At 41.7% G+C, this 21635-nt stretch carries 23 protein-coding genes and 2 other annotated features; of the genes, 18 read left to right on the forward strand and 5 right to left on the reverse strand.

The window, feature by feature from the left end:
- The first annotated feature begins 46 nt into the window (after positions 1-46).
- The 3 genes from ytxC to MHH23_RS07330 all read left to right on the forward strand — a co-directional run bounded on the left by ytxC (position 47) and on the right by MHH23_RS07330 (position 4285).
- Positions 47-916, forward strand: coding sequence for a putative sporulation protein YtxC (ytxC, locus tag MHH23_RS07320; protein WP_039168873.1), 870 nt, complete (start codon positions 47-49; stop codon positions 914-916).
- 43 nt (positions 917-959) lie between these two features.
- Positions 960-1207, forward strand: a binding site (T-box leader).
- A 45-nt stretch (positions 1208-1252) separates the two neighbouring features.
- Positions 1253-3193 (forward strand): threonine--tRNA ligase, encoded by a 1941-nt coding sequence (gene thrS, locus MHH23_RS07325; protein ID WP_007501674.1) that lies wholly within the window; start codon positions 1253-1255, stop codon positions 3191-3193.
- A gap of 171 nt (positions 3194-3364) precedes the next feature.
- Positions 3365-4285: a methyl-accepting chemotaxis protein gene (locus MHH23_RS07330; protein ID WP_268430939.1), complete on the forward strand. Its 921-nt coding sequence runs from the start codon at positions 3365-3367 to the stop codon at positions 4283-4285.
- A 55-nt stretch (positions 4286-4340) separates the two neighbouring features.
- On the opposite strand, the gene MHH23_RS07335 is transcribed toward MHH23_RS07330, so the two are convergent.
- The gene (locus MHH23_RS07335; RefSeq protein WP_024718651.1) at positions 4341-5120 is read right to left on the reverse strand and encodes an HAD family hydrolase; all 780 of its coding nucleotides are present in this window, start codon (positions 5118-5120) and stop codon (positions 4341-4343) included.
- Between the two features lie 177 nt (positions 5121-5297).
- Here MHH23_RS07335 and MHH23_RS07340 point away from each other — a divergent pair, with 177 nt between their 5' ends.
- From MHH23_RS07340 to lrgB, 4 genes are all read left to right on the forward strand, one after another.
- Positions 5298-7055, forward strand: a complete 1758-nt coding sequence (locus tag MHH23_RS07340; protein WP_268430970.1) for a sensor histidine kinase — start codon at positions 5298-5300, stop codon at positions 7053-7055.
- Positions 7052-7789 carry a LytR/AlgR family response regulator transcription factor gene (locus MHH23_RS07345; protein ID WP_041506746.1) on the forward strand — a complete coding sequence of 246 codons (738 nt, stop codon included), beginning with the start codon at positions 7052-7054 and terminating at the stop codon, positions 7787-7789. The genes MHH23_RS07340 and MHH23_RS07345 overlap by 4 nt, the downstream gene beginning before the upstream one ends.
- A 137-nt stretch (positions 7790-7926) precedes the next feature.
- The gene (lrgA, locus tag MHH23_RS07350; protein ID WP_035391171.1) at positions 7927-8370 is read left to right on the forward strand and encodes an antiholin-like murein hydrolase modulator LrgA; all 444 of its coding nucleotides are present in this window, start codon (positions 7927-7929) and stop codon (positions 8368-8370) included.
- Between the two features lie 14 nt (positions 8371-8384).
- Complete coding sequence (lrgB, locus tag MHH23_RS07355) at positions 8385-9080, forward strand: antiholin-like protein LrgB (RefSeq protein WP_172793272.1); 696 nt, start codon at positions 8385-8387, stop codon at positions 9078-9080.
- On the opposite strand, the gene MHH23_RS07360 is transcribed toward lrgB, so the two are convergent.
- Entirely contained in the window at positions 9077-9250 is a 174-nt protein-coding gene (locus tag MHH23_RS07360; protein WP_268430943.1) for a hypothetical protein, read from the reverse strand. The genes lrgB and MHH23_RS07360 overlap by 4 nt on opposite strands.
- Positions 9209-9340: a sequence feature (ribosomal protein L20 leader region), on the forward strand. It overlaps the preceding gene by 42 nt.
- A 71-nt stretch (positions 9341-9411) precedes the next feature.
- On the opposite strand from MHH23_RS07360, the gene infC reads away from it, so the two are divergent.
- The 4 genes from infC (at position 9412) to MHH23_RS07380 (ending at position 10874) form a co-directional block, all read left to right on the forward strand.
- A complete protein-coding gene (gene infC, locus MHH23_RS07365; protein WP_024718649.1) occupies positions 9412-9927 on the forward strand; it encodes a translation initiation factor IF-3 in 516 nt (171 codons plus the stop codon).
- Positions 9928-9952: 25 nt separating this feature from the next.
- Entirely contained in the window at positions 9953-10153 is a 201-nt protein-coding gene (rpmI, locus tag MHH23_RS07370; protein ID WP_003216324.1) for a 50S ribosomal protein L35, read from the forward strand.
- A gap of 31 nt (positions 10154-10184) precedes the next feature.
- Positions 10185-10544, forward strand: coding sequence for a 50S ribosomal protein L20 (gene rplT / locus MHH23_RS07375; protein ID WP_007501659.1), 360 nt, complete (start codon positions 10185-10187; stop codon positions 10542-10544).
- A 63-nt stretch (positions 10545-10607) separates the two neighbouring features.
- Positions 10608-10874: a DUF1294 domain-containing protein gene (locus MHH23_RS07380; RefSeq protein WP_008346019.1), complete on the forward strand. Its 267-nt coding sequence runs from the start codon at positions 10608-10610 to the stop codon at positions 10872-10874.
- 17 nt (positions 10875-10891) lie between these two features.
- Here the strand turns inward: MHH23_RS07380 and MHH23_RS07385 are convergent, their stop codons facing one another.
- Complete coding sequence (locus MHH23_RS07385) at positions 10892-11296, reverse strand: sigma-w pathway protein ysdB (protein ID WP_168948482.1); 405 nt, start codon at positions 11294-11296, stop codon at positions 10892-10894.
- 179 nt (positions 11297-11475) lie between these two features.
- On the opposite strand from MHH23_RS07385, the gene MHH23_RS07390 reads away from it, so the two are divergent.
- Positions 11476-12564, forward strand: a complete 1089-nt coding sequence (locus MHH23_RS07390; protein ID WP_017358255.1) for a M42 family metallopeptidase — start codon at positions 11476-11478, stop codon at positions 12562-12564.
- A 350-nt stretch (positions 12565-12914) separates the two neighbouring features.
- Positions 12915-14711, forward strand: coding sequence for a carbon starvation protein CstA (gene cstA / locus MHH23_RS07395; protein ID WP_340959181.1), 1797 nt, complete (start codon positions 12915-12917; stop codon positions 14709-14711).
- A gap of 45 nt (positions 14712-14756) precedes the next feature.
- On the opposite strand, the gene sspI is transcribed toward cstA, so the two are convergent.
- Positions 14757-14978: a small acid-soluble spore protein SspI gene (sspI, locus tag MHH23_RS07400; RefSeq protein ID WP_008346010.1), complete on the reverse strand. Its 222-nt coding sequence runs from the start codon at positions 14976-14978 to the stop codon at positions 14757-14759.
- Positions 14979-15091: 113 nt separating this feature from the next.
- Between sspI and MHH23_RS07405 the strand changes: the two genes are divergently transcribed.
- From MHH23_RS07405 to pheT, 3 genes are all read left to right on the forward strand, one after another.
- Positions 15092-15835 carry a TrmH family RNA methyltransferase gene (locus MHH23_RS07405; RefSeq protein ID WP_144667210.1) on the forward strand — a complete coding sequence of 248 codons (744 nt, stop codon included), beginning with the start codon at positions 15092-15094 and terminating at the stop codon, positions 15833-15835.
- 376 nt (positions 15836-16211) lie between these two features.
- Entirely contained in the window at positions 16212-17246 is a 1035-nt protein-coding gene (gene pheS, locus MHH23_RS07410) for a phenylalanine--tRNA ligase subunit alpha (RefSeq protein ID WP_008346004.1), read from the forward strand.
- A gap of 15 nt (positions 17247-17261) precedes the next feature.
- A complete protein-coding gene (gene pheT / locus MHH23_RS07415) occupies positions 17262-19676 on the forward strand; it encodes a phenylalanine--tRNA ligase subunit beta (protein WP_024718642.1) in 2415 nt (804 codons plus the stop codon).
- Between the two features lie 41 nt (positions 19677-19717).
- Here pheT and rnhC read toward each other — a convergent pair whose 3' ends face one another.
- Positions 19718-20641 (reverse strand): ribonuclease HIII, encoded by a 924-nt coding sequence (gene rnhC / locus MHH23_RS07420; protein WP_024718641.1) that lies wholly within the window; start codon positions 20639-20641, stop codon positions 19718-19720.
- Between the two features lie 134 nt (positions 20642-20775).
- On the opposite strand from rnhC, the gene zapA reads away from it, so the two are divergent.
- Positions 20776-21033, forward strand: coding sequence for a cell division protein ZapA (gene zapA / locus MHH23_RS07425; protein ID WP_008345998.1), 258 nt, complete (start codon positions 20776-20778; stop codon positions 21031-21033).
- Positions 21034-21040: 7 nt separating this feature from the next.
- Positions 21041-21574: a CvpA family protein gene (locus tag MHH23_RS07430; RefSeq protein WP_008345997.1), complete on the forward strand. Its 534-nt coding sequence runs from the start codon at positions 21041-21043 to the stop codon at positions 21572-21574.
- Positions 21575-21635: the final 61 nt, after the last annotated feature.

Here is a 21635-nt window from a genome sequence, read left to right on the forward strand (position 1 = left end):
TGTTCCCCCCATATATATGTAACAGATGTCGTTAGGGGGGACAAACATGCTTGAAATAATCTTTGAAGATGAATATGATACCGCCGCTTTTTTACATCTTGCTGAACACTTGGACAGTCGGCATCACATTTCGATTCAACAAGGGAAAGACCGGCTTCTCATAGAAGCGAAAAAATCAGGAGAAGCCATAGAGCACATTGTGCGGACATTGCTGATTCACTTTTTTTTGGAATGCAAAGAAAATGAACGCATGCGCAGCATCCTTGAAAACACATACTTATTTAAAGATCCAGAAGAGCAGCACCAAATTCTTTCAATCGCCCATAGCATCATGAAAGGGGATCTAGATGATATTCCTGGAATTCATCAAGACCCACCGAGGGAGGATCTGTTAAAAAAAGAGCTTGAGACGATTTCTTTACAGAAAGGTGTTTTTTCCATTGGTTCATTTATGACATTTAGGCTCTCAGCGTATGACAGAAGGCTGAAGAACTATGTTGAAGTATCCATCGAAGAATATAAAATGGAACAAGAATATCAAAACTTTATTCAATCCCTTCGAGACTATGTGATGTCAAGAGAACCTAAGCTTGAAAAAGTACATGTTGTGCATCAGGACCGCCTGATGATTTGGGAATTTCGGTACGCTTCTGAGCGTGATCAAAAACAATACATAGACAGACAGTTTGTAAGAGAGCATCCAATGTATATTGATTCGCAGTTGATTGCACCGCTTGTATCCATTGCGCCACAAAAGATTGACCTATTTACAGATGATACAGGTCACTCGATGGTGCAAACCATTCAAAATATTTTTCAAGAAAGAGTTGAGGTATTCCCTTCTCATTCGTTTCAGGAACAGCATGTTCAATTTGTTCCTAGTCATTTGGAAAAGAAAAGTGAAAAGCTTTCTTGATTTTCACGAAAAAACGTTTTATAATACGGTGTAACTTCATACAGAGACCGTATTGATAAGGACATGAACAAATGAACACCCGCTTAAAGAGAGGGAAGCCGCGGCTGAAAGCTTCCTAGCAGAGGACCATTTGCTTTACCACCTTTGAACATCAGCTGTGAACTGTTTAGTAATAGCTGACGGGAATTCCCGTTATTGAACCACAAGCCGTATTTGCTTTTGACAAAGCAAGCTGCAAATACGGGAAAAAGGGTGGAACCACGATTCCGTTTATTCAACCTCGTCCCTTTCCAGGGGGCGGGGTTTTTATATTGCCAAAAAAAGGAGTGACTAGAGATGTCAGAACAAATTCAACTTACATTTCCAGATGGAGCAGTCAAGGAGTTTGATAAAACAGCTACAACAGAAGACATCGCGGCATCAATTAGCCCAGGCCTAAAGAAAAAAGCGCTTGCCGGTAAATTGAACGGCAAAGAAATAGATCTGCGTACGCCGCTGTTAGAAAGTGGAACAATCGAGATCATCACAGATAAGAGTGAAGAAGCGCTCGATATTATGCGACACAGCACAGCGCATTTGCTTGCACAGGCAATCAAACGCATTTATGGAAAAGAGCATCACGTCCAGTTTGGCGTAGGCCCTGTCATCGAAAATGGCTTTTACTATGATGTCGATATCGATGTAGCGATTACACCTGAAGATTTACCAAAGATTGAAAAAGAAATGAAAAAAATCATTAACAGCAATTTGCCGATTGAGCGCATTGAAGTTTCTAGAGAAGAAGCGAAAGCACGCTTTGAAGCAATTGGCGATGAATTGAAGCTAGAGCTGTTAGAAGCAATCCCAGAAGGCGAAGCCGTCACAATTTATGAGCAAGGTGAATTCTTCGATCTATGTCGCGGTATTCACTTGCCGTCTACAGGGAAAATCAAAGAATTCAAGCTGTTAAGCCTTGCAGGTGCTTACTGGAGAGGCGACAGTAACAACCAAATGCTTCAGCGTATTTACGGAACAGCTTTCTTCAGCAAAGAAGAATTAAACGAGCATTTACGTCTGCTTGAAGAAGCAAAAGAGCGTGATCACCGTAAACTAGGCAAAGAATTGAAACTGTTTGCGAACTCTCAAAAGGTGGGCCAAGGTCTTCCGCTCTGGCTGCCAAAAGGGGCAACAATTCGCCGCGTCATTGAGCGTTATATTGTTGATAAAGAAGTACGCCTTGGTTATGAGCATGTGTATACACCCGTTCTTGCGAGTGTAGAATTGTATAAAACATCAGGCCACTGGGCGCATTATCAAGAAGACATGTTCCCGGTGATGGAAATGGACAATGAAGATCTTGTTCTCCGTCCAATGAACTGTCCGCACCATATGATGATTTACAAAAACGAGCCGCACAGCTATCGCGAATTGCCAATTCGGATTGCAGAGCTTGGTACAATGCACCGTTATGAAATGTCAGGTGCTTTATCCGGCCTTCAACGTGTTCGCGGGATGACATTAAACGATGCCCATATCTTTGTTCGTCCAGATCAAATCAAAGACGAATTCATTCGTACAGTTCGCCTAATTGAAGAAGTGTATCAAGACTTTGGCTTGAATGACTACACATTCCGCTTATCTTACCGTGATCCAGAAGATACTGAGAAGTATTTTGACGATGATGCAATGTGGAATAAAGCACAGTCTATGCTGAAAGATGCAATGGACGAGCTTGGACATGACTACTATGAAGCAGAAGGCGAAGCGGCATTTTATGGTCCGAAGCTTGACGTCCAAGTAAAGACAGCTCTTGGAAAAGAAGAGACTTTGTCTACTGTACAGCTAGACTTCTTACTTCCAGAGCGTTTCGATCTCACATATATCGGAGAAGATGGAAAACACCATCGTCCAGTTGTCATTCATAGAGGAGTTGTGTCCACAATGGAACGCTTCGTTGCCTTCTTAATTGAAGAATACAAAGGAGCTCTTCCAACATGGCTGGCACCTGTACAATTCCAAGTCATCCCGGTTTCACCATCTGTCCATCTAGATTACGCGAAAAAAGTGCAAGAACGTTTGCAGCTTGAAGGACTGCGTGTAGAACTAGACAGTCGTGATGAAAAAATAGGATACAAAATTAGAGAAGCGCAAATGCAAAAGATCCCGTACATGCTAGTTGTCGGTGATCAAGAAGCAGAAAATGGCGCGGTCAATGTAAGAAAATATGGGGAACAAGATTCAGAAACAATGGACCTCGAAGCTTTTGTGAAACATGCAGTCGCAGAAGCAAAAAAATAATGAAGGCGAACGAAACAGTCAGTGATCTCATCTATTGAGGTTGCTGGCTTTTTTCTTATGGAAAAAAATTCTCCACTAGTGATCCATTTGCGCAAATGATACGTTTAGATAGTACGAAAGTATGGGTAAGTATGTACTATTAGAGAGAGGCAAATTGGGGGAATGAAAGCAATGATTCAAACAACAAATACTGTATCAACACAAGTATTGGAGCAATCAGCTGTGCTTCGTGCGCTAGAGCACTCACTGGCGATGATTGAATTTGATGTCACAGGTAAGGTCCTATGGGTCAATGATATTTTTGCAAAAGCCATGAAATATTCAAAGGAAGAAATGATTGGTTTAAAGCATAGACAGTTTTGTCCTCCGCATATTGCAGAAGACGCAAGTTATCAAATGTTTTGGAAGCGTTTGAAGAATGGTCAAGTGTTTCAGGAAAAGGTGCAGAGGATCACGAAGTACGGTGACACCTTATGGCTTGAAGCGACGTATACGCCAGTGCTCGATGAAGAGGGGAATGTAGTGGCTGTCGTGAAAGTGGCAACAGATATTACAGAGAGAGAAAACACAATGAAGCAGGTAGTAGAAGACCTAAAGGATATGTCTGCAAAATTAATGGAGCGAGCGGAAATCGGCATCCAGCATAGTCAAAGTGTAAATGCTTCTTTTGAACATATCGCGAATGAAACGGATCAAAACATGAGTTTGCTAGAAGGGTTAACAGAGCAGGTGGAGTCGATCAGCTCAATTGCTACAACGATTAACAGTATCGCTTCCCAAACGCAGCTGCTCGCATTGAACGCGGCCATAGAAGCTGCGCATGCGGGTTCCTATGGAAATGGCTTTAGTGTCGTCGCAGCAGAAATCCGTAAGCTTGCGACAGATTCAAAGGAAGCGATCGTAAAGGTGGATCGTTATGTGAAGGCGATCCATTTAGAAGTTGAAAAGGTCAGCAACGGAACAAGCCGTGCAAAGACAAGCGTGTTTACAAACCGGGATCTTGTCAAGCAAGCAAGCGAAGAATTCATGAATGTAGGAGAAGCAGCACGCGGCTTAGATCGTCAAGCACAAAGTTTAGCAGCAATTGTATAGCCGAAAACGAAAAAACACCCAATCTCGATCAGGAGAAGGGTGTTTTTCCTATGGTTTATTTTAAAATATCAAACAATTCGTGTAAGTCTTTAATTTCATAATCTGGTGTCACATCTGTTTCATTTTTCTTGCCATGACGATTGATCCAAACGGTTTGGATGCCAGCGCGAGAAGCGCCGAGAATATCTGTTTTTGGATTATCTCCTACCATGATGACATCATCTTTTGTGAGATTTAACAGCTGAAGGCAGTGCTCAAAGATGCCAGGATCAGGCTTTCCTTTTCCATAATCTCCTGAAATCACAATTTCATTAAAGTAAGGGGCAAGTTCCGGAACACCTGCAAGTTTTTCTTTTTGCAGACTAGGATCTCCATTTGTTAAAAGGAGTAATTCATAGGTGCCCTTCAGGCGCTCTAAAACAGGATACGTTTCTTCATAGACATACGGGCGTTTTCTGCGCTCTGCTGCAAAGAAATCTGCTAAGTATTGACCAAATGCTTCATCGTCAATTCCTGCCTCTTTTAAGCCGTTCGTCCATGCGTTTTTGCGATACTCTGGTGCAAGGGCGTTCAGCTTTTGAAAGCCTTCGCTAATCGGCTCACTAAAATTAGACCACAGTCCTTCAAAAGGATTAATGCCAATCATAACAGTATAATCATATGTTTCATAAGAAGAGTACAGCTTTCTTGCTTCTTCACGCACAATCTGTTCAAACGATTCTGGATCAAGTCCATATTTCTTTTCCGCTTCCCTGCATGTTTCCTGAAAAGTGGTATGAATGCTTTTTTCATCCCAAAGCAAAGTATCATCTAAATCGAAAAATACGGCTTTCATGATCTTCTCCCTTGTTATGTATGTAGTTACCCTCAATTGCATGTGACAGGCTCATGTTCATTTTACAATAGAAGGAGAGGGCAATAAAGAAAAGATTTGAGAGATTTTTGTGCATTGACCGTGCATGATAGAATAGATAGACAGTAGATATCACATACATCAATTGAGGTGACCGGTTTGCTTCATTTAATTATTATGATGATTGAGCGTGTAGGAATCATCGTTATTTTGGGATTTGTGCTTGCCCATGTCAAGGGCTTTCGCAATCTCTTACTACATAATCAAGGGTTTCGAAAAAAGGCAATCCTTGTCTTTATTTTTGCTTCTTTTAGTATCATCAGCAATTACACTGGAATTGAAATCCAGCAGCAGATTGTGATGAACCACGAATTTTCATATCACTTAGGCTCATCAAGTTCTATCGCCAATACGAGAATTATGGGGATCGAAATGGGCGGCTTAATAGGGGGGCCGTTTGTAGGGATTGGTGCTGGGCTTTTAGCTGGCATTCATCGCTATTCACTAGGAGGGAGCACCGCGCTTAGCTGTGCAATTTCTTCCATTTTAGCCGGTGTGATTGCAGGCTATGTCGGCAGGCGATTTAAGCGGAAGAATCGAATGGTCACACCGCGACAAGCAGCGATTTTTGGTGTAGCGATGGAATCTTTACAAATGGTCATTATCCTTCTGTTTGCGAAGCCATTTGCTGATGCTTGGGGCCTTGTGAGTATTATTGCGCTGCCGATGATCTTTGTGAATGGAATCGGGAGTTTTATCTTTTTATCTATTTTACAGTCAATAATTCGTCAGGAAGAGCAGGCGAAAGCGATGCAGACGCATCGAGTATTTTCTATCGCAGATCAAACACTTCCTTATTTCCGGCAAGGGCTAAACGAACAATCATGTAAAAGTGTGGCAGAAATCATTCATCGTTTAACAGAAACAGATGCTGTCTCCTTAACAGATACAGAAAAGATTTTAGCGCATGTCGGTGATGGAACAGATCATCATATTCCATCGAAAAGCCTGATTACAGGACTGTCTAAGCAAGTGTTGATAAGTGGGAAGATTATGAAGGCGCACTCAAAAGATGAAATCAATTGTTCAGTCGCCCACTGCCCGCTTGAAGCAGCCATAGTGCTTCCACTCACGTCTAATGGTCAAACAATTGGAACATTAAAAATGTATTTCAATTCTCCAGTCGGATTAAGCAGAGTAGAAGAAGAGCTTGCAGAAGGTTTGGCGATGCTCTTTTCCACACAGCTTGAGCTTGGGGAGGCTGAGACCCAAAGCCGTCTGCTGAAAGATGCAGAGATCAAGGCGCTTCAGGCCCAGGTGAATCCGCACTTTTTATTTAACGCCATTAACACCATCTCCGTTTTGTGTAGAACGAATGTAGAGATGGCAAGGAAGTTGCTACTACAGCTGAGTATTTATTTTCGATCGAATTTACAAGGTGCTCGCCAGCTGCTTATTCCAATGCATAAAGAAATTCAGCATGTGGAGGCTTATTTATCACTGGAGCAAGCGAGATTCCCAAATAAATATCTAGTGACCTTTCAAATTGAAAAAGAGCTGGAACAGGTCATGATCCCTCCCTTTGTGCTTCAAGTGCTTGTTGAAAATGCAGTGAGACATGCTTTTCCTAAACATCAAACAAATTGTGAAGTCATCGTATCCGCTTTGATAAAAGATGGGCATGTCTATATGAAAGTCACAGATAATGGCCAGGGGATTGAAGACGACAAGATGGCTCAATTATTAAAATCGCCAGTTGAATCAAAAGAAGGAACAGGTACAGCACTTTATAATTTAGACCAGCGGCTAAGAGGAATTTTTGGCCAGCCAGCTGCTTTATCCATTCATAGCGGCAATGGCACTGACATCTCATTTCGCATTCCAATGGATTATGTAAAAAAGGATGATTCTCGTTGATAAAGGTATTGATTGTAGATGATGAAGTTTTAGCAAGAGACGAATTAAAATATTTGTTACAAAGAACAAAAGAGAATGTTCAAATGGAGGAAGCGGAAAATATAGAATCTGCTTTTGACCGGATGGTCGATCATAAGCCCGATTTGCTCTTTTTAGATATCGATTTATCAGGTGAGAATGGATTTGATATTGCCAAAAGACTCAACCGAATGTCTGATCCGCCGGCGATTGTATTTGCTACAGCATTTGATCAATATGCGCTGAAGGCGTTTGAGGTGAGTGCACTAGATTACTTAACAAAGCCTTTTGATGAAGAGCGGCTGTTGCAAACGATGCAAAAGTTTAAGAAGTGGAAAGCTATTGAGACGCAGGAGCCGTCTCTTTCAGAAGACAAATTTTCTCACAACCAAAAATTAGCGATCTCTGTCGATGAGTCTATTGTGATCTTGCAGGTTGACGAGATTATGTATATAGGGCTTAGTGAAGGAAAAAAGGTTGTGAAAACAAGAGATCAAATGTATGAGGTGACAGAACCGCTTGTGGTCATTGAAAAGAAATTACCTGAGGCTTATTTTATGAGAGTTCACCGAAGCTATATCGTCAACACGTCTCATATGAAAGAAGTGCAGCCTTGGTTTAATTCAACGTATAATCTTCATATGATAGACGGGTCTATCGTCCCTGTCAGCCGAACATATGCGAAAGAACTAAAGAAGTCGCTCCTATTAGAATAGGGCGGCTTTTTTCATTTGCATTTCAATCCTCATTTTTTGCATTTCAGTCAGGATATTAGGTGAGTTTTATTGTAAACGCTTCATTTGTTTGTTTCATGCCATATACTGAGGGCAGTCGAAGAAAGAGGTGAAAGGGCATGAGTGCCACAAAAGTATATGGATTTCTATCTCAAGCATTTATCTTTGCAACGGTAATGTTCGTTTCTAATCTCATTTCAATGTATTTACCGATTCCGATGCCAGCATCTGTTATTGGTTTGGTTCTTTTATTTATTTTATTAACAACAAAGATTGTGAAACTAGAGCAAGTAGAGCAATTAGGTAGCTCATTGACAGGTCTTATTAGTTTTCTATTTGTTCCTTCTGGTATCTCGGTCATTCAATCATTAGGTGTCATGCAAGAAGTAGGGGTACAGGTAGTGGGTGTGATTATCATTGCAACCATTATGTTACTTGCCGCCACTGGGCTGTTCTCTCAGCTTCTGATGCAGTTATCAGAAAGACCACAGCAGCGACAAAAGACAAAGGAGAGCAAATCCACTCCTTCTCATTCAAATAAACCAGCTTCAACTACGCATTAAAGGAGAGGTGTAAGATGGGTACAAGTACTATGAGTCCTTATTTTGGCATTGTCGTCTCATTAGTGGCCTTTGGGATTGGCACATTTTTATTTAAAAAGTCTAAAGGTTTCTTCTTATTCACCCCGCTATTTGTTGCCATGGTGTTAGGCATTTTGTTTTTGAAAATTGGCGGTTTTTCCTATGCAGATTATAATGAAGGCGGTAAGATTATCAAGTTTTTCTTAGAGCCTGCGACCATCGCGTTTGCGATTCCTCTTTATAAACAGCGAGCACTGCTGAAGAAATACTGGTGGCAAATTCTATCCGCTATTTTTGTCGGCTCACTTTGTTCTATTACGATTGTTTATATAGTAGCAAAAGGGATTCATCTTGATGCTGCTGTTATGAAAAGCATGCTCCCACAAGCAGCGACGACAGCGATTGCTTTGCCAATTGCAAAAGATATTGGCGGAATTGCAGATATTACAGCCTTTGCAGTCATTTTTAATGCTGTGATTGTCTATGCGCTAGGTGCCTTCTTCTTAAAACTGTTTCGGATTAAAAACCCAGTGGCCAAAGGCCTTGCACTTGGTACTTCTGGACATGCGCTTGGCGTTTCTGTTGGGATTGAGATGGGGGAAGTGGAAGCGGCAATGGCGAGTATCGCTGTGGTGGTAGTAGGGGTTGTCACCGTAATTGTCATCCCAATCTTCTTGCAATTGATTCTTTAATCGCAGCATTGTTTGAAAAAGGCTTGCTCAAATCGTTTCGTCATGCTAAAATGAAAAAGTTGTTTCAAGAGTTCGGTTACTTGACGGACAAATGAAAATTGTGTAGAATAGTTAACGAATTGAATAGATATCACAAGCAGAAGCACCCGCTTCTCACCTGATTGACACATGTTTGTAGTTGACAGGTTGACCGTACATTTATTTTTTCATGCAAATGTTCGCAGTGTGGGTGTTTTATATGCCCACACTTTTTGTTTGCCTGTAAAACATACAACGAAATGGTCAAAATGAATTGTGAACTCAATTCAAAATCTCATGGAGGTGGCTCACTATTAGCAAAGATCAATTAGTTAATGAAGGTATTCGTGCGCGTGAAGTTCGTTTGATCGGACAAAATGGCGATCAGCTGGGGATTAAAACCCGCCAGGAAGCTCTGGAAATTGCTACGAAAGCCAATCTTGACCTTGTGTTAGTTGCTGCAAATGCAAAACCACCTGTTTGCCGAATCATGGACTACGGTAAGTTCCGATTCGAACAACAGAAGAAGGAAAAAGAGGCACGTAAGAATCAAAAAATCATTAGCTTAAAAGAAGTTCGGTTGAGCCCGACAATCGATGAACATGATTTTAACACGAAGCTCCGTAATGCAATCAAATTCCTTGAAAAGGGAGATAAAGTGAAAGCTTCTATCCGCTTTAAAGGCCGTGCGATTACGCATAAAGAAATCGGACAGCGCGTGTTAGACCGTTTCTCTGAAGCTTGCGCTGAAGTAGCAACAGTAGAAACAAAACCTAAGATGGACGGACGCAGCATGTTCCTCATGCTTGCACCAAAAGTCGAAAAGTAAAAGTAACAGAGGGAGGAAACATCCAATGCCAAAAATGAAAACTCACCGCGGATCTGCTAAACGTTTCAAAAAAACAGGTTCTGGTAAACTTAAACGTTCTCATGCGTACACAAGTCACTTGTTCGCTAACAAATCTACAAAGCAAAAACGTAAATTGCGTAAGAGCGCAATCGTAAGTGCTGGAGATTTCAAACGTATCAAACAACAACTTGCAAACATCAAGTAATCTGGAATAGGAAACATAGGAGGGAATTACAATGCCAAGAGTAAAAGGCGGAACTGTGTCGCGTCAGCGTCGTAAAAAGGTTCTTAAATTAGCAAAAGGTTATTTCGGTTCAAAACATAGATTATATAAAGTAGCAAACCAACAGGTGATGAAATCTGGAAACTACGCTTTCCGTGACCGTCGTCAGAAAAAACGTGACTTCCGTAAACTATGGATCACTCGTATCAATGCTGCAGCTCGTATGAACGGTCTTTCTTACAGCCGTTTAATGCATGGCTTAAAGCTTTCTGGTATCGAAGTAAACCGCAAAATGCTTGCTGATCTTGCTGTGAATGACCTAAACGCATTCAACCAGCTTGCTGATGCTGCAAAAGCACAACTAGACAAGTAAGTCATATAAAAGATCATTCCGCCAAGGAGTGATCTTTTTTTCTCATCATGTGAGGTGAAATCAATGAATATCGCTCTGATCGTGCTGCTCATCTTGGTCAATGTCTATGGGTTTTGTCTCATGGGAGAGGATAAACGCCGGGCGAAAGCACACAAATGGAGAATATCAGAAGCGCACTTATGGAGTGCTGCAGTACTTTTTGGTGCTGCTGGGTCATTTCTTGGCATGCAGTATTTCCGTCATAAAACAAAGCATCCTGCCTTTCAAATGGGTATGCCTGCTTTAATTGTTGTCCAATTGGTGATATTGGTCTATCTCAATCTCATCTGAAAAGGGAGCAGACGCCGTTAAGTCGGCGTGTCTGCTCCCTTTTTCTGTTTGATTTTTTTGATGGGCTGATCCCAATCAATTTTTGTTTGAGGATACCGTTCAATGATGTTTTCCTCAAGTTTTTCAAAGTCTTCTAATGTGAATTCACTTAGCTTCTCAGGTGACTCCGTCCAAACGTAAATGGAGTGGACAAACAGAGGATGATCCTTAGAAGGAACATGCTTCTCCCCTTCAAACAAGACACCTTTATAGACGAAATTAAAATTTTTACGGGCATTTTGCTGTTCGTCCATAAAATAAAAGCCTTCTTTTAATTGTGCTTGTTTCAGCTTTCTTCTCGGGTTTGAGAAGAATTTTACCGCCATGTAGAATATATAGACAAGCAATGCAACAAGAGCAAGTCTAATGAGGATGACAAACATGACAGGATGCACCTCCAATACCGTTATCTGATGTACTACGAATGAGAAAGACAAAAGGTTTCAACTTTTTTTAAAAAAATATTTCGATTAACGAAAAAATATTCATAAAAAGATCGTATTGAACGAAAGAGGTTTTGTATAATAAGAATGCACCATGAAGAAAAAGGAGGATACACAGAATGACAAAACTAGATCAAACATTAACTATGCTGAAAGACCTAACGGATGCAAAAGGGATTCCAGGAAATGAACGTGATGTAAAAAAAGTCATGCAGTCATACATAGAAACATATGCGGATGAAGTCTCTACAGACCGCCTTGGCAGCTTAATTGCTAAGAAGGAAGGAAATGCCAATGGGCCTAAAGTGATGCTTGCTGGTCACTTAGATGAAGTAGGATTCATGGTGACAAAAATCGATGACAAAGGCTATATTCGTTTTCAAACGGTCGGTGGCTGGTGGTCACAAGTTATGTTGGCGCAGCGTGTCACCATTGTGACGAAAAAAGGAGACATTACAGGTGTGATTGGTTCTAAACCGCCACATGTCTTATCACCAGAAGCACGAAAGAAATCAATCGAAATCACAGATATGTTCATTGATATTGGGGCTTCGAGCAAAGAACAGGCAATGGAATGGGGCGTCCTCCCTGGAGATCAAATCGTACCTTACTTTGAGTTTACGGTAATGAATGACGAAAAAATGCTTCTTGCAAAAGCCTGGGACAACCGTATCGGCTGTGCAGTAGCGATTGATGTCATGAAGAATTTAAAGGATACTCAGCATGAAAATATTGCATACAGTGTAGCAACTGTCCAAGAGGAAGTTGGCTTGCGAGGAGCTAAAACAGCTGCAGCTACCATCCAGCCTGATATTGGATTTGCTATTGATGTTGGAGTAGCAGGTGATACACCAGGTATTACTGAAAAAGAAGCAACAAGCAAACTTGGCAAAGGACCAACGATTGTTGTATTCGACGCTTCCATGGTTTCTCATAAAGGGCTTCGCGATTTTGTTGTCCAAACTGCAGATGAATTAAACATTCCTTATCAATATGATTCCATGCCAGGTGGAGGAACAGATGCTGGAGGTATTCACTTAACAGGTCATGGCGTTCCATCACTATCCATCGGGATTCCAAGCAGATATATTCATACCCATGCAGCCATGATTCATCGAGATGATTATGAAAATGCGGTGAAGCTTTTAACAGAAGTCATCAAAAGACTTGATCAAAAAACGGTCGAACAAATTACGTACGGTTCTTAATGATGAAACCTTTCCTCAGTATGGGGAAAGGTTTTTTAATTGCGTTGAATTTCCCAGGAAATGAACTTTGGAATGTAAGTTGTGTCAAAAGAACTGTTTTCAGTAAATGAAGTGATATTTTTCTAGTGAGGAAGGCACATGTGATCCATCTTGTATTTATGTAAGATGAAATCAATAAAAAAGGACAGAGCCAATTGAGGCTCTGTCAAAAGAGAGTTTATGGAAGTAGGTGAAGCTTATTTTAGATTAAATCAATTATTCCTATTTGTCAACTCGGTTTTAAAAGAAAGAAAAATCAATCAATTTATGTTATATTTGTAACAAATTGTTTATACAAAGGGGATGGTTAAATGAATGCGGTTTCAATTGTGATAGGATCGATGTGTATTTTAGCGATTGCCTATCGCCTCTATGGCACGTTTATGATGGTAAAGGTACTAAAGGTCACAGATGATCATCCTACACCGGCTCATGCACTCGAGGATGGGAAAGATTATGTGCCAACAAACAAATGGGTCACATTTGGGCATCACTTTGCTGCAATTGCCGCTGCTGGTCCATTAGTTGGTCCGATTTTAGCCGCACAATTTGGGTATTTACCTGGTCTCCTTTGGCTCTTAATTGGAGCGGTGATTGGCGGAGCTGTTCATGATCTTGTGGTCTTGTTTGCTTCGATGCGAAAAAAGGGGAAATCACTATCCGAGGTAGCGAAAGAGGAGCTTGGTCCTGTTGCAGGATTTTGCACAGGGCTCGCCATGTTATTTATTATTACAATTACAATGGCAGGACTGTCCATGGTTGTGCTTCATGCTTTAGAACGAAATCCTTGGGGAACCTTTGCAGTTGGTATTACCATTCCAATAGCGATGGGAGTCGGCCTTTATTATAAAAAGACAGGCAATTTAAAGCTGGCGACATCTGCGGGATTCATATTACTGATGTTGGGGGTATTCCTTGGACCGAATATTCAAGGAACAGCACTTGGAGATTTGTTAACACTTGATACAAAAACGCTTGCTCTTGCCCTGCCAATCTATGCGTTCTTTGCTGCGGCCCTGCCGGTTTGGTTGCTTTTGGCACCAAGAGACTATTTAAGCAGTTTTATGAAAATTGGTGTTTTCATCGCGCTGATTGCGGGAATCTTTGTGGTTAATCCAACCATCCAATTTCCGGCGTTTACGGAGTTTGTAAATGGAGGAGGGCCTGTCTTAGCTGGACCTGTATGGCCTTTTATTTCGATTACCATTGCTTGTGGTGCGATTTCTGGTTTTCATGCATTTGTTGGCTCTGGCACAACGCCAAAAATGCTAGATCGTTGGAGTGATATGAAGCCGGTGGCGTTTGGCGCGATGCTCGTAGAATGTTTAGTGGGAATCATGGCGTTAATTGCCGCTACTGCGCTTCATCCGGGAGATTATTTTGCAATTAATAGTACACCTGAAGTGTTCCGTACGCTTGGTATGAGTGTCGAGAATCTTCCTCAACTAAGCAAAGAAATCGGTCTTGACTTAGAAGGAAGAACAGGTGGAGCTGTTACATTAGCTGTAGGGATGGCGTACATCTTTACGGGTATTCCGTTCTTTAGTCATTTGGCCTCTTATTTCTTCCAATTCGTGATTATGTTTGAAGCCGTCTTTATTTTAACGGCGATTGACGCAGGAACCCGTGTCGCGCGATATTTGATCCAAGACTTCTTTGGAGAAGCATATAAACCGCTGAAACGAAATGACTGGGTACCAGGGTCAGTCTTTGCAAGTGCACTTGCTTGTTTTATGTGGGGATACTTGCTTTACTCTGGAGACATTGGATCCATTTGGGCACTCTTTGGCGTGTCAAACCAATTAATGGCCTCGGTCGGATTAATCATTGGGGCGACGGTTGTATTAAAAATTGCGGATAAAAGACGGTATATGTTGACTTGTTTAATTCCACTTGCTTACTTATATGTGACGGTGAATTATGCGGGTTATTGGATGGTTGCGAATGTCTATCTCAATCCTGAAGCATCTGGCTACAGTGTACTGAATGCCGTGCTTTCGATGATTATGCTGATTTTAGGTTTTGTCATTATCGTGTTCGCTATTAAAAAATGGATCGAGATTTGGCGCGATCCAGCTCTTCGAATGGAGACGCCAATCATTGGCTAAATAAACAAAGCCGGCTTGCTCATAGATAAGCAAACCGGCTTCTTGTTATTGCTGATGCTCAGGCTTTAAGCCCTGCTCTAATGTTTCAAGAATTTCATTTTTTTCATCTTCTGATGCCTCTTGCCATAACACCTCAAATAAAACGCCAAGCCCTGGCAGCATTTTTTCCTCGCCACTTTGAATCGCATCTAAAATCGTATGCTCAAGCTGCTCTTGATTATGGCCAGTGATGTTTTGAATCACTGCGCCTCTTAAATTAAAATCCATTGCCCACACTCCTTTTTTGATGGTGATAGTCCTATTCTGTCTCAAAGACAGGTTTATTATGTAGTGTGCTTGAGATATAATAAATTCATGATATTTAAAGGAGTTAAAGTCGCTTGAAATATATAGAATCAGCTAAAAACGCACACATTAAACAATGGAAAAAGCTCCATACAAAAAAAGAACGAACGAAAACAGGGCTATTCCTTGTTGAAGGAAAACACTTAGTAGAAGAAGCATTAAAAAGCGGGGTTGTGAAAGAGTTAATGGTCGCAACGCCTGATATGCTCCCTGCTGACATCGAGCCTGACATTGAGTTGTATGAATTAAGTGAAGAGGCTTTTACTGCGATGACGGAAACGGAAACACCTCAGCAAATCGCAGCGGTTTGTACAATTCCTGTATTTGAGGAGAAAAAATATGAACGAATGCTTCTGTTAGATGCAGTGCAGGATCCGGGGAATTTAGGTACACTTATTCGGACAGCAGATGCAGCGGGTCTTGATGCTGTGGTCCTAGGGGATGGAACCGTTGATGCGTTTAACGGAAAAACGCTCCGTTCAGCACAAGGGTCTCATTTTCACCTGCCTATCTTAAAACAAACGCTACAACAGACAATTCCAGCATTAAAGGCGCAAGGCATATCTGTATATGGCAGTGCGTTGAAAGATGCGAAAGAGTATAGACACATAGCATCAGAAGGTCCATTTGCGTTAATTGTGGGCAACGAGGGAGCAGGTATTGATCCAGAGATTCTTCAAATGACAGATCAAAATTTATATGTTCCGATGTACGGACAAGCGGAATCATTAAATGTGGCAGTTGCAGCAGCGGTTCTTGTCTATCATTTGCGCGGATAGTGTTGCAACACGTCCTATTTTTCACTATAATGAAACTAATATTTTAAAAACCATGATAGAGGAAGATTGTTTCACGGAGCGTCCTAATAGGGAGAATGCATCGTAGACTGAAAGTGCATTTAAGGAATGCTGAAACAGGAATTCACCTCTGGAGTTGTCACCGGGACCGCAGGTTTTGCGTAAAGGTGGACCGGATTCGTTTGATTCCGTTATGTCAATGAAGCTTATTCGCACATATATTTGTGCTTAACAAGGGTGGTACCGCGACCACAACTCGTCCCTTCTTTTTTGGAGGGGCGGGTTTTTTTATTGTCTTCAAACAATCAAACACCCGTTTATTCAGACGGTTTTGTATATTAAAAGGAGGATAACACTCATGCAAGAAACGTTAAAACAGCTTGAAACAGAAGCGATAGCGAAGGTAGAAGCAGCCAGCTCGCTCAAAGAAGTCAATGATATTCGTGTTCAATATTTAGGGAAAAAAGGTCCGATTACAGAAGTGCTGCGCGGAATGGGCAAGCTTTCCGCTGAAGAAAGACCAAAAATGGGCGCACTTGCAAATGAAGTGAGAGAGCAGATTGCTGGTGCCATTGCTGAAAAAAATGAGCAGCTAGAAGCAGAAGAAGTGAAAAAGAAACTGGCTTCTCAAACCATTGATGTCACATTACCAGCAAGTCCGATCAAAATCGGGGCAAGACATCCATTAACGATTGTCGTAGAAGATATTGAAGATTTATTTATCGGCATGGGCTATACCGTTGAAGAGGGCCCAGAGGTAGAAACAGATTACTATAACTTTGAAGCGCTCAATCTTCCAAAAGAACATCCGGCACGTGATATGCAGGACAGCTTCTATATTACTGAAGACACACTCATGAGAACGCAAACATCACCCGTTCAAGCACGTACACTTGAGAAATATAAAGGCCAAGGCCCTGTGAAAATCATCTGCCCTGGTAAGGTATATAGACGTGACAGCGATGATGCCACTCACTCCCATCAATTCATGCAAATTGAAGGACTTGTGGTCGATCACAATATTAGCATGAGTGACCTCAAAGGAACGCTTGAGACAGTCGCAAGAAAAATGTTTGGTGAAGATCGTGAAATTAGACTGCGCCCAAGCTTTTTCCCATTCACAGAACCTTCCGTTGAAGTTGATGTGTCATGCTTTAAATGCGGCGGGAAAGGCTGTTCTGTATGTAAAGGAACAGGCTGGATTGAAATTTTAGGTGCAGGAATGGTTCACCCGAATGTATTGAAAATGAGCGGATTTGATCCAGATACTTACCAAGGCTTTGCTTTTGGAATGGGTGTTGAACGTATTGCCATGCTGAAATACGGCATAGATGACATTCGTCATTTCTACACAAATGATATTAGATTCACGAAGCAATTTAAGCAGGACTAAGAGGAGGAAATCAACATGTTTGTTTCATATAAATGGTTAGAGGACTATGTCGATTTAGAAGGCATTCAGCCGGATGAATTAGCAGAGAAAATCACAAGAAGCGGAATTGAAGTGGAAGCCGTTGAGTATAAAGGCAAAGGCATCAAAGGTGTTGTCGTTGGACACGTCATTGAACGTGAACAGCATCCGAATGCGGATAAATTAAACAAATGTCTTGTTGATATCGGCGAAGACGCACCGGTGCAAATTATATGCGGGGCTCCAAATGTGGATAAAGGACAGCATGTGGCTGTCGCAACGGTTGGTGCAGTCCTTCCTGGAAACTTTAAAATTAAAAAAGCAAAACTGCGCGGTGAAGAGTCTCATGGCATGATTTGTTCTCTGCAAGAATTAGGCGTAGAGAGCAAGCTCGTACCAAAAGAATATGCAGAAGGTATCTTTGTTTTCCCGAATGACGTGAAACCAGGAGATGATGCCCTTCAAGCGCTTCAATTAGATGATGCGGTACTTGAACTTGGCTTAACACCAAACCGTGCCGATGCCCTTAATATGCTAGGAGTGGCTTATGAGGTTGCCGCCATTTTAGGGAGAGACATCAAGCTTCCTGATACAGCGCATGACACTTCTTCTGAAAAAGCAGCAGACTATATTTCTGTTAAAATTGAGGATCAAGAAGCGAATCCACTTTATGCAGCGAAGATCATTAAAAATGTAAAGATTGGACCAGCACCGCTTTGGATGCAAACAAGATTGATGAATGCAGGTATCCGTCCAATTAACAACGTCGTGGATATTACGAATTTTGTCTTACTTGAATACGGTCAACCTCTACATGCCTTTGATTATGACCGGTTTGGTTCAAAGCAGGTGGTCGTACGTAGAGCGGCTGAAAATGAAATGATTCAAACTCTGGATGAACAAGAACGTACATTGTCTTCGAAGCATCTTGTCATTACAAATGGCACAAAAGCGCATGCTGTTGCAGGCGTCATGGGCGGTTTTGAATCAGAGGTGCGTGATGAGACGACAACGATTCTTTTAGAAGCGGCATATTTCAACGGTCAAACCGTCCGTCAAGCATCTAGAGACTTAGGGCTTCGCAGTGAATCAAGCACACGATTTGAAAAAGGGCTCGATCCGCAGCGGACGAAATCAGCAGCCGAAAGAGCAGCGCAATTGATCAGCACCTATGCAGGCGGTGAAGTGCTAAGCGGTACAGTTGAGGAAAACCACCTTGAAACAAGTATGAATGTCATCCACGTATCAACTGAGCGTGTGAACAAGGTGCTTGGCATGAGCATTTCAAAAGAAGATATGATTCAGATTTTCAACAAACTAGGCTTTACTGTGGGCGAATCAAATGATGTGCTTGTCGTAACGGTTCCTTCCCGCAGAATGGATATTACGATTGAAGAGGACCTCATTGAAGAAGTCGCGAGATTATACGGATACGACAATATTCCATCTACACTGCCTGCGACAGCTGGTACCGTTGGCGGTCTCACGCCATACCAAGTGAAGCGCAGAAAGGTGAGACGTTTCTTAGAGGGCGCAGGGCTTTCTCAAGCGATTACGTATTCATTAACGAATCAGCATAAGTCCACAGCCTTTGCTTTAAATTCAGCTTATCAAACAAGACTTTCCCTGCCAATGAGTGAGGAACGCAGTGTGCTGAGACAAAGCCTTCTGCCAAACTTACTTGATTCTGTCGCATATAACTTAGCAAGACAAGCTGATTCTTTTGCCTTTTACGAAACAGGTTCTGTTTTCTTAGCGGAAACGGAAGGTGCAAAACCAGTAGAGAAAGAGCATGTGGCAGGTGCTCTGACAGGTCTTTGGCATAAAAATCTTTGGCAGGGCGAGAAAAAAGCTGTCGATTTTTATGTAGCGAAGGGTATTGCAGAAGGGCTGTTTGAAAAGCTTGGTGTATCAGAAGAGATCACGTATGTTCAAGCAGAGCGTGAGGGCCTTCACCCAGGACGTACAGCCGATGTTCATTTAAATGGAAAAGTGATTGGCTTTGTAGCTGCACTTCATCCAGTAGTGGAAAAGGAATTAGATTTAAAAGAAACGTATGTATTTGAATTTGATTTAACAGATGTGATGACGTCTGAAACAGAGGATATGAAATATACGGCTATTCCGAGATTCCCAGCAGTGACAAGAGACATCGCACTTGTCGTCGATCAGCATATTTCAAGCGGACAGCTGGAGCAAGTCATTTATGAAGCTGGCGGCCAATTGCTCACAGACCTTTCCGTCTTTGATGTGTATGAGGGTGAGCATATGGAAGAAGGCAAGAAATCTGTTGCATTCTCTCTGCAATATTTAAACCCAGAACAAACGTTGACCGAGGAAGAAGTCACGGCTGTTCATACAAACGTATTGAAAGCATTAGAAGATACGTATCAAGCCGTCTTGCGCGGATAATAAAAAGAGCTATCGCTTTATGGGCGATAGCTCTTTTTTGATTATAACCATTTTTTCGCTTTTTGGGTGTTGGCAAAATGAAGTTTTGTAAATTGGCGTAAAGCCTCTTCGCCGTGCTGTTTCATCAGCTTTGCTGCCGCTTTGTCAACATGCGGACCGGCCCCTTTTGGAATGTCAAAGCCCGCTGCTTTTGATAATTTATCCATTTCAATTAAAAAAGCATACCTTGCAATAATAGAAGCTGCAGCAACCGATAAGTGGATGCCTTCTGCTTTCGTACTAAAATATGTACGCTCCCGAATGATCTTTTTCCCAGCAAGGTGCCTGAAATAAATGCCTGGTTCGGCAAATTGGTCGATGAGAATGGCTTCTGGTTTCTTGCCATCCAGTTTTTCTAGCACGGAGGTGATGACTTGGTTATGAAGCAGTGCCTTCATTTTCCCTTGGCTCATGCCCTTTTCCTGCATCGCATTGTATTTTTCATTCCGAAGCACGAGAAGGCTGAACGGGATGGTTTTGATCAAGTCTTTGGCAATGTTGATAATCTGCGGATCTTTTAGTCCTTTTGAGTCTTTCACCCCGAGCTCTTTCATGAGAGCAAGCTGACTGGAATCAACATAAGCCGCACAGACCGTAATGGGTCCAAAATAATCGCCAGTACCGACCTCATCTGAGCCAATAACCGACATGGAAGCAATGCCGGGTGGTGGGCTGTACTGTGTGATGGATGGCGTTTTTTTGCTTTTTGTTTCAGCTGTTTGTAAATGGTTGAACTGACTCGCTTCAGCTTCTGCCTTTTGTCCTTGGAACAGTACTTTTCCAGATTTGTAGGCTGTAATCGTACAGCCGGGAACCTTTGCTTGAAATAGAGCGCCTGGCGGCAAAGTGTCAGTTAAATGCTGAGCGTACACGCTCTTCATTTTTTTCATGTCTTCTGATGTTGCTTTTAAGACGGATTGGGGCACAGTGGATAACTCCTTTTTACCTTGATATCATTGATTTCTAAAGTGTACCATAACAGGGAAGGGCTCGTCTTTCCATTCAATGTCTAAACATGTTATGATAGAGACTAGGATTCTCGTGGAATGGAGGAGAAACGTTGTCTGACGGCGGTAAAACGAAAACAACAGTTGAGATTTACGGACAGTCCTATACGATCATCGGCCAAGAAACGAAGATGCATATGCGACATGTTGCTTCAATTGTTGATGATAAAATGAGAGAAATCAATGAAAAAAATCCATACCTTGATATAAACAAATTAGCTGTACTGACAGCAGTCAATGTCGTCCACGACTACTTGAAATTAAAAGAGCAATACGAAAAACTAGAGCTTCATCTAAAAGAAAAGGAATGAAATTACCGTGATCGATATCATCATTTTGTTTTTGCTTCTTATGGGAACGCTTGTCGGTCTAAAACGCGGGTTTATTCTTCAATTTATTAAATTGATTAGCTTTGTTGTTTCTATTTTAGTGGCTTCTATGTTTTATCAGTCACTTGCACCACAGCTTACGTGGATTCCAGCACCTAATTTTAGCGGCGGTCAAGCGCAGCTCGCTTTCTTTAGTGGGAATCTAGAAACAGCTTATTATAATACCATTGCGTTTATCATTCTGTTTATCTTGACCAAAATCCTGCTCGCTATCATCGGCGGATTGCTCACAACCATTGCAAGTATCCCTGTGATTAAACAGGTCAACAAACTGCTTGGCGCTGTTTTAGGATTTCTTGAAACCTATCTATTTGTGTTTATTCTATTGTTTGTGGCTGCATTACTTCCAGTCGATGCGCTTCAAACCATGATGAGCAAATCAATGTTAGCAGATGTGATCGTAAATAGCACCCCTTACCTGTCCGGTCTTGTCAAAGACCTCTGGTCGACGTATGGAGTTTAAGAACTTCTCCTTTCTTGGAGAAGTTTTTTCTCATTCCATGACAGAAAGTTGTAGGATGAAG

The sequence above is a fragment of the Bacillus sp. FSL K6-3458 genome (assembly GCF_038005045.1).
In the GTDB taxonomy this organism is placed as follows: Bacteria; Bacillota; Bacilli; order Bacillales; family Bacillaceae; genus Bacillus; species Bacillus altitudinis.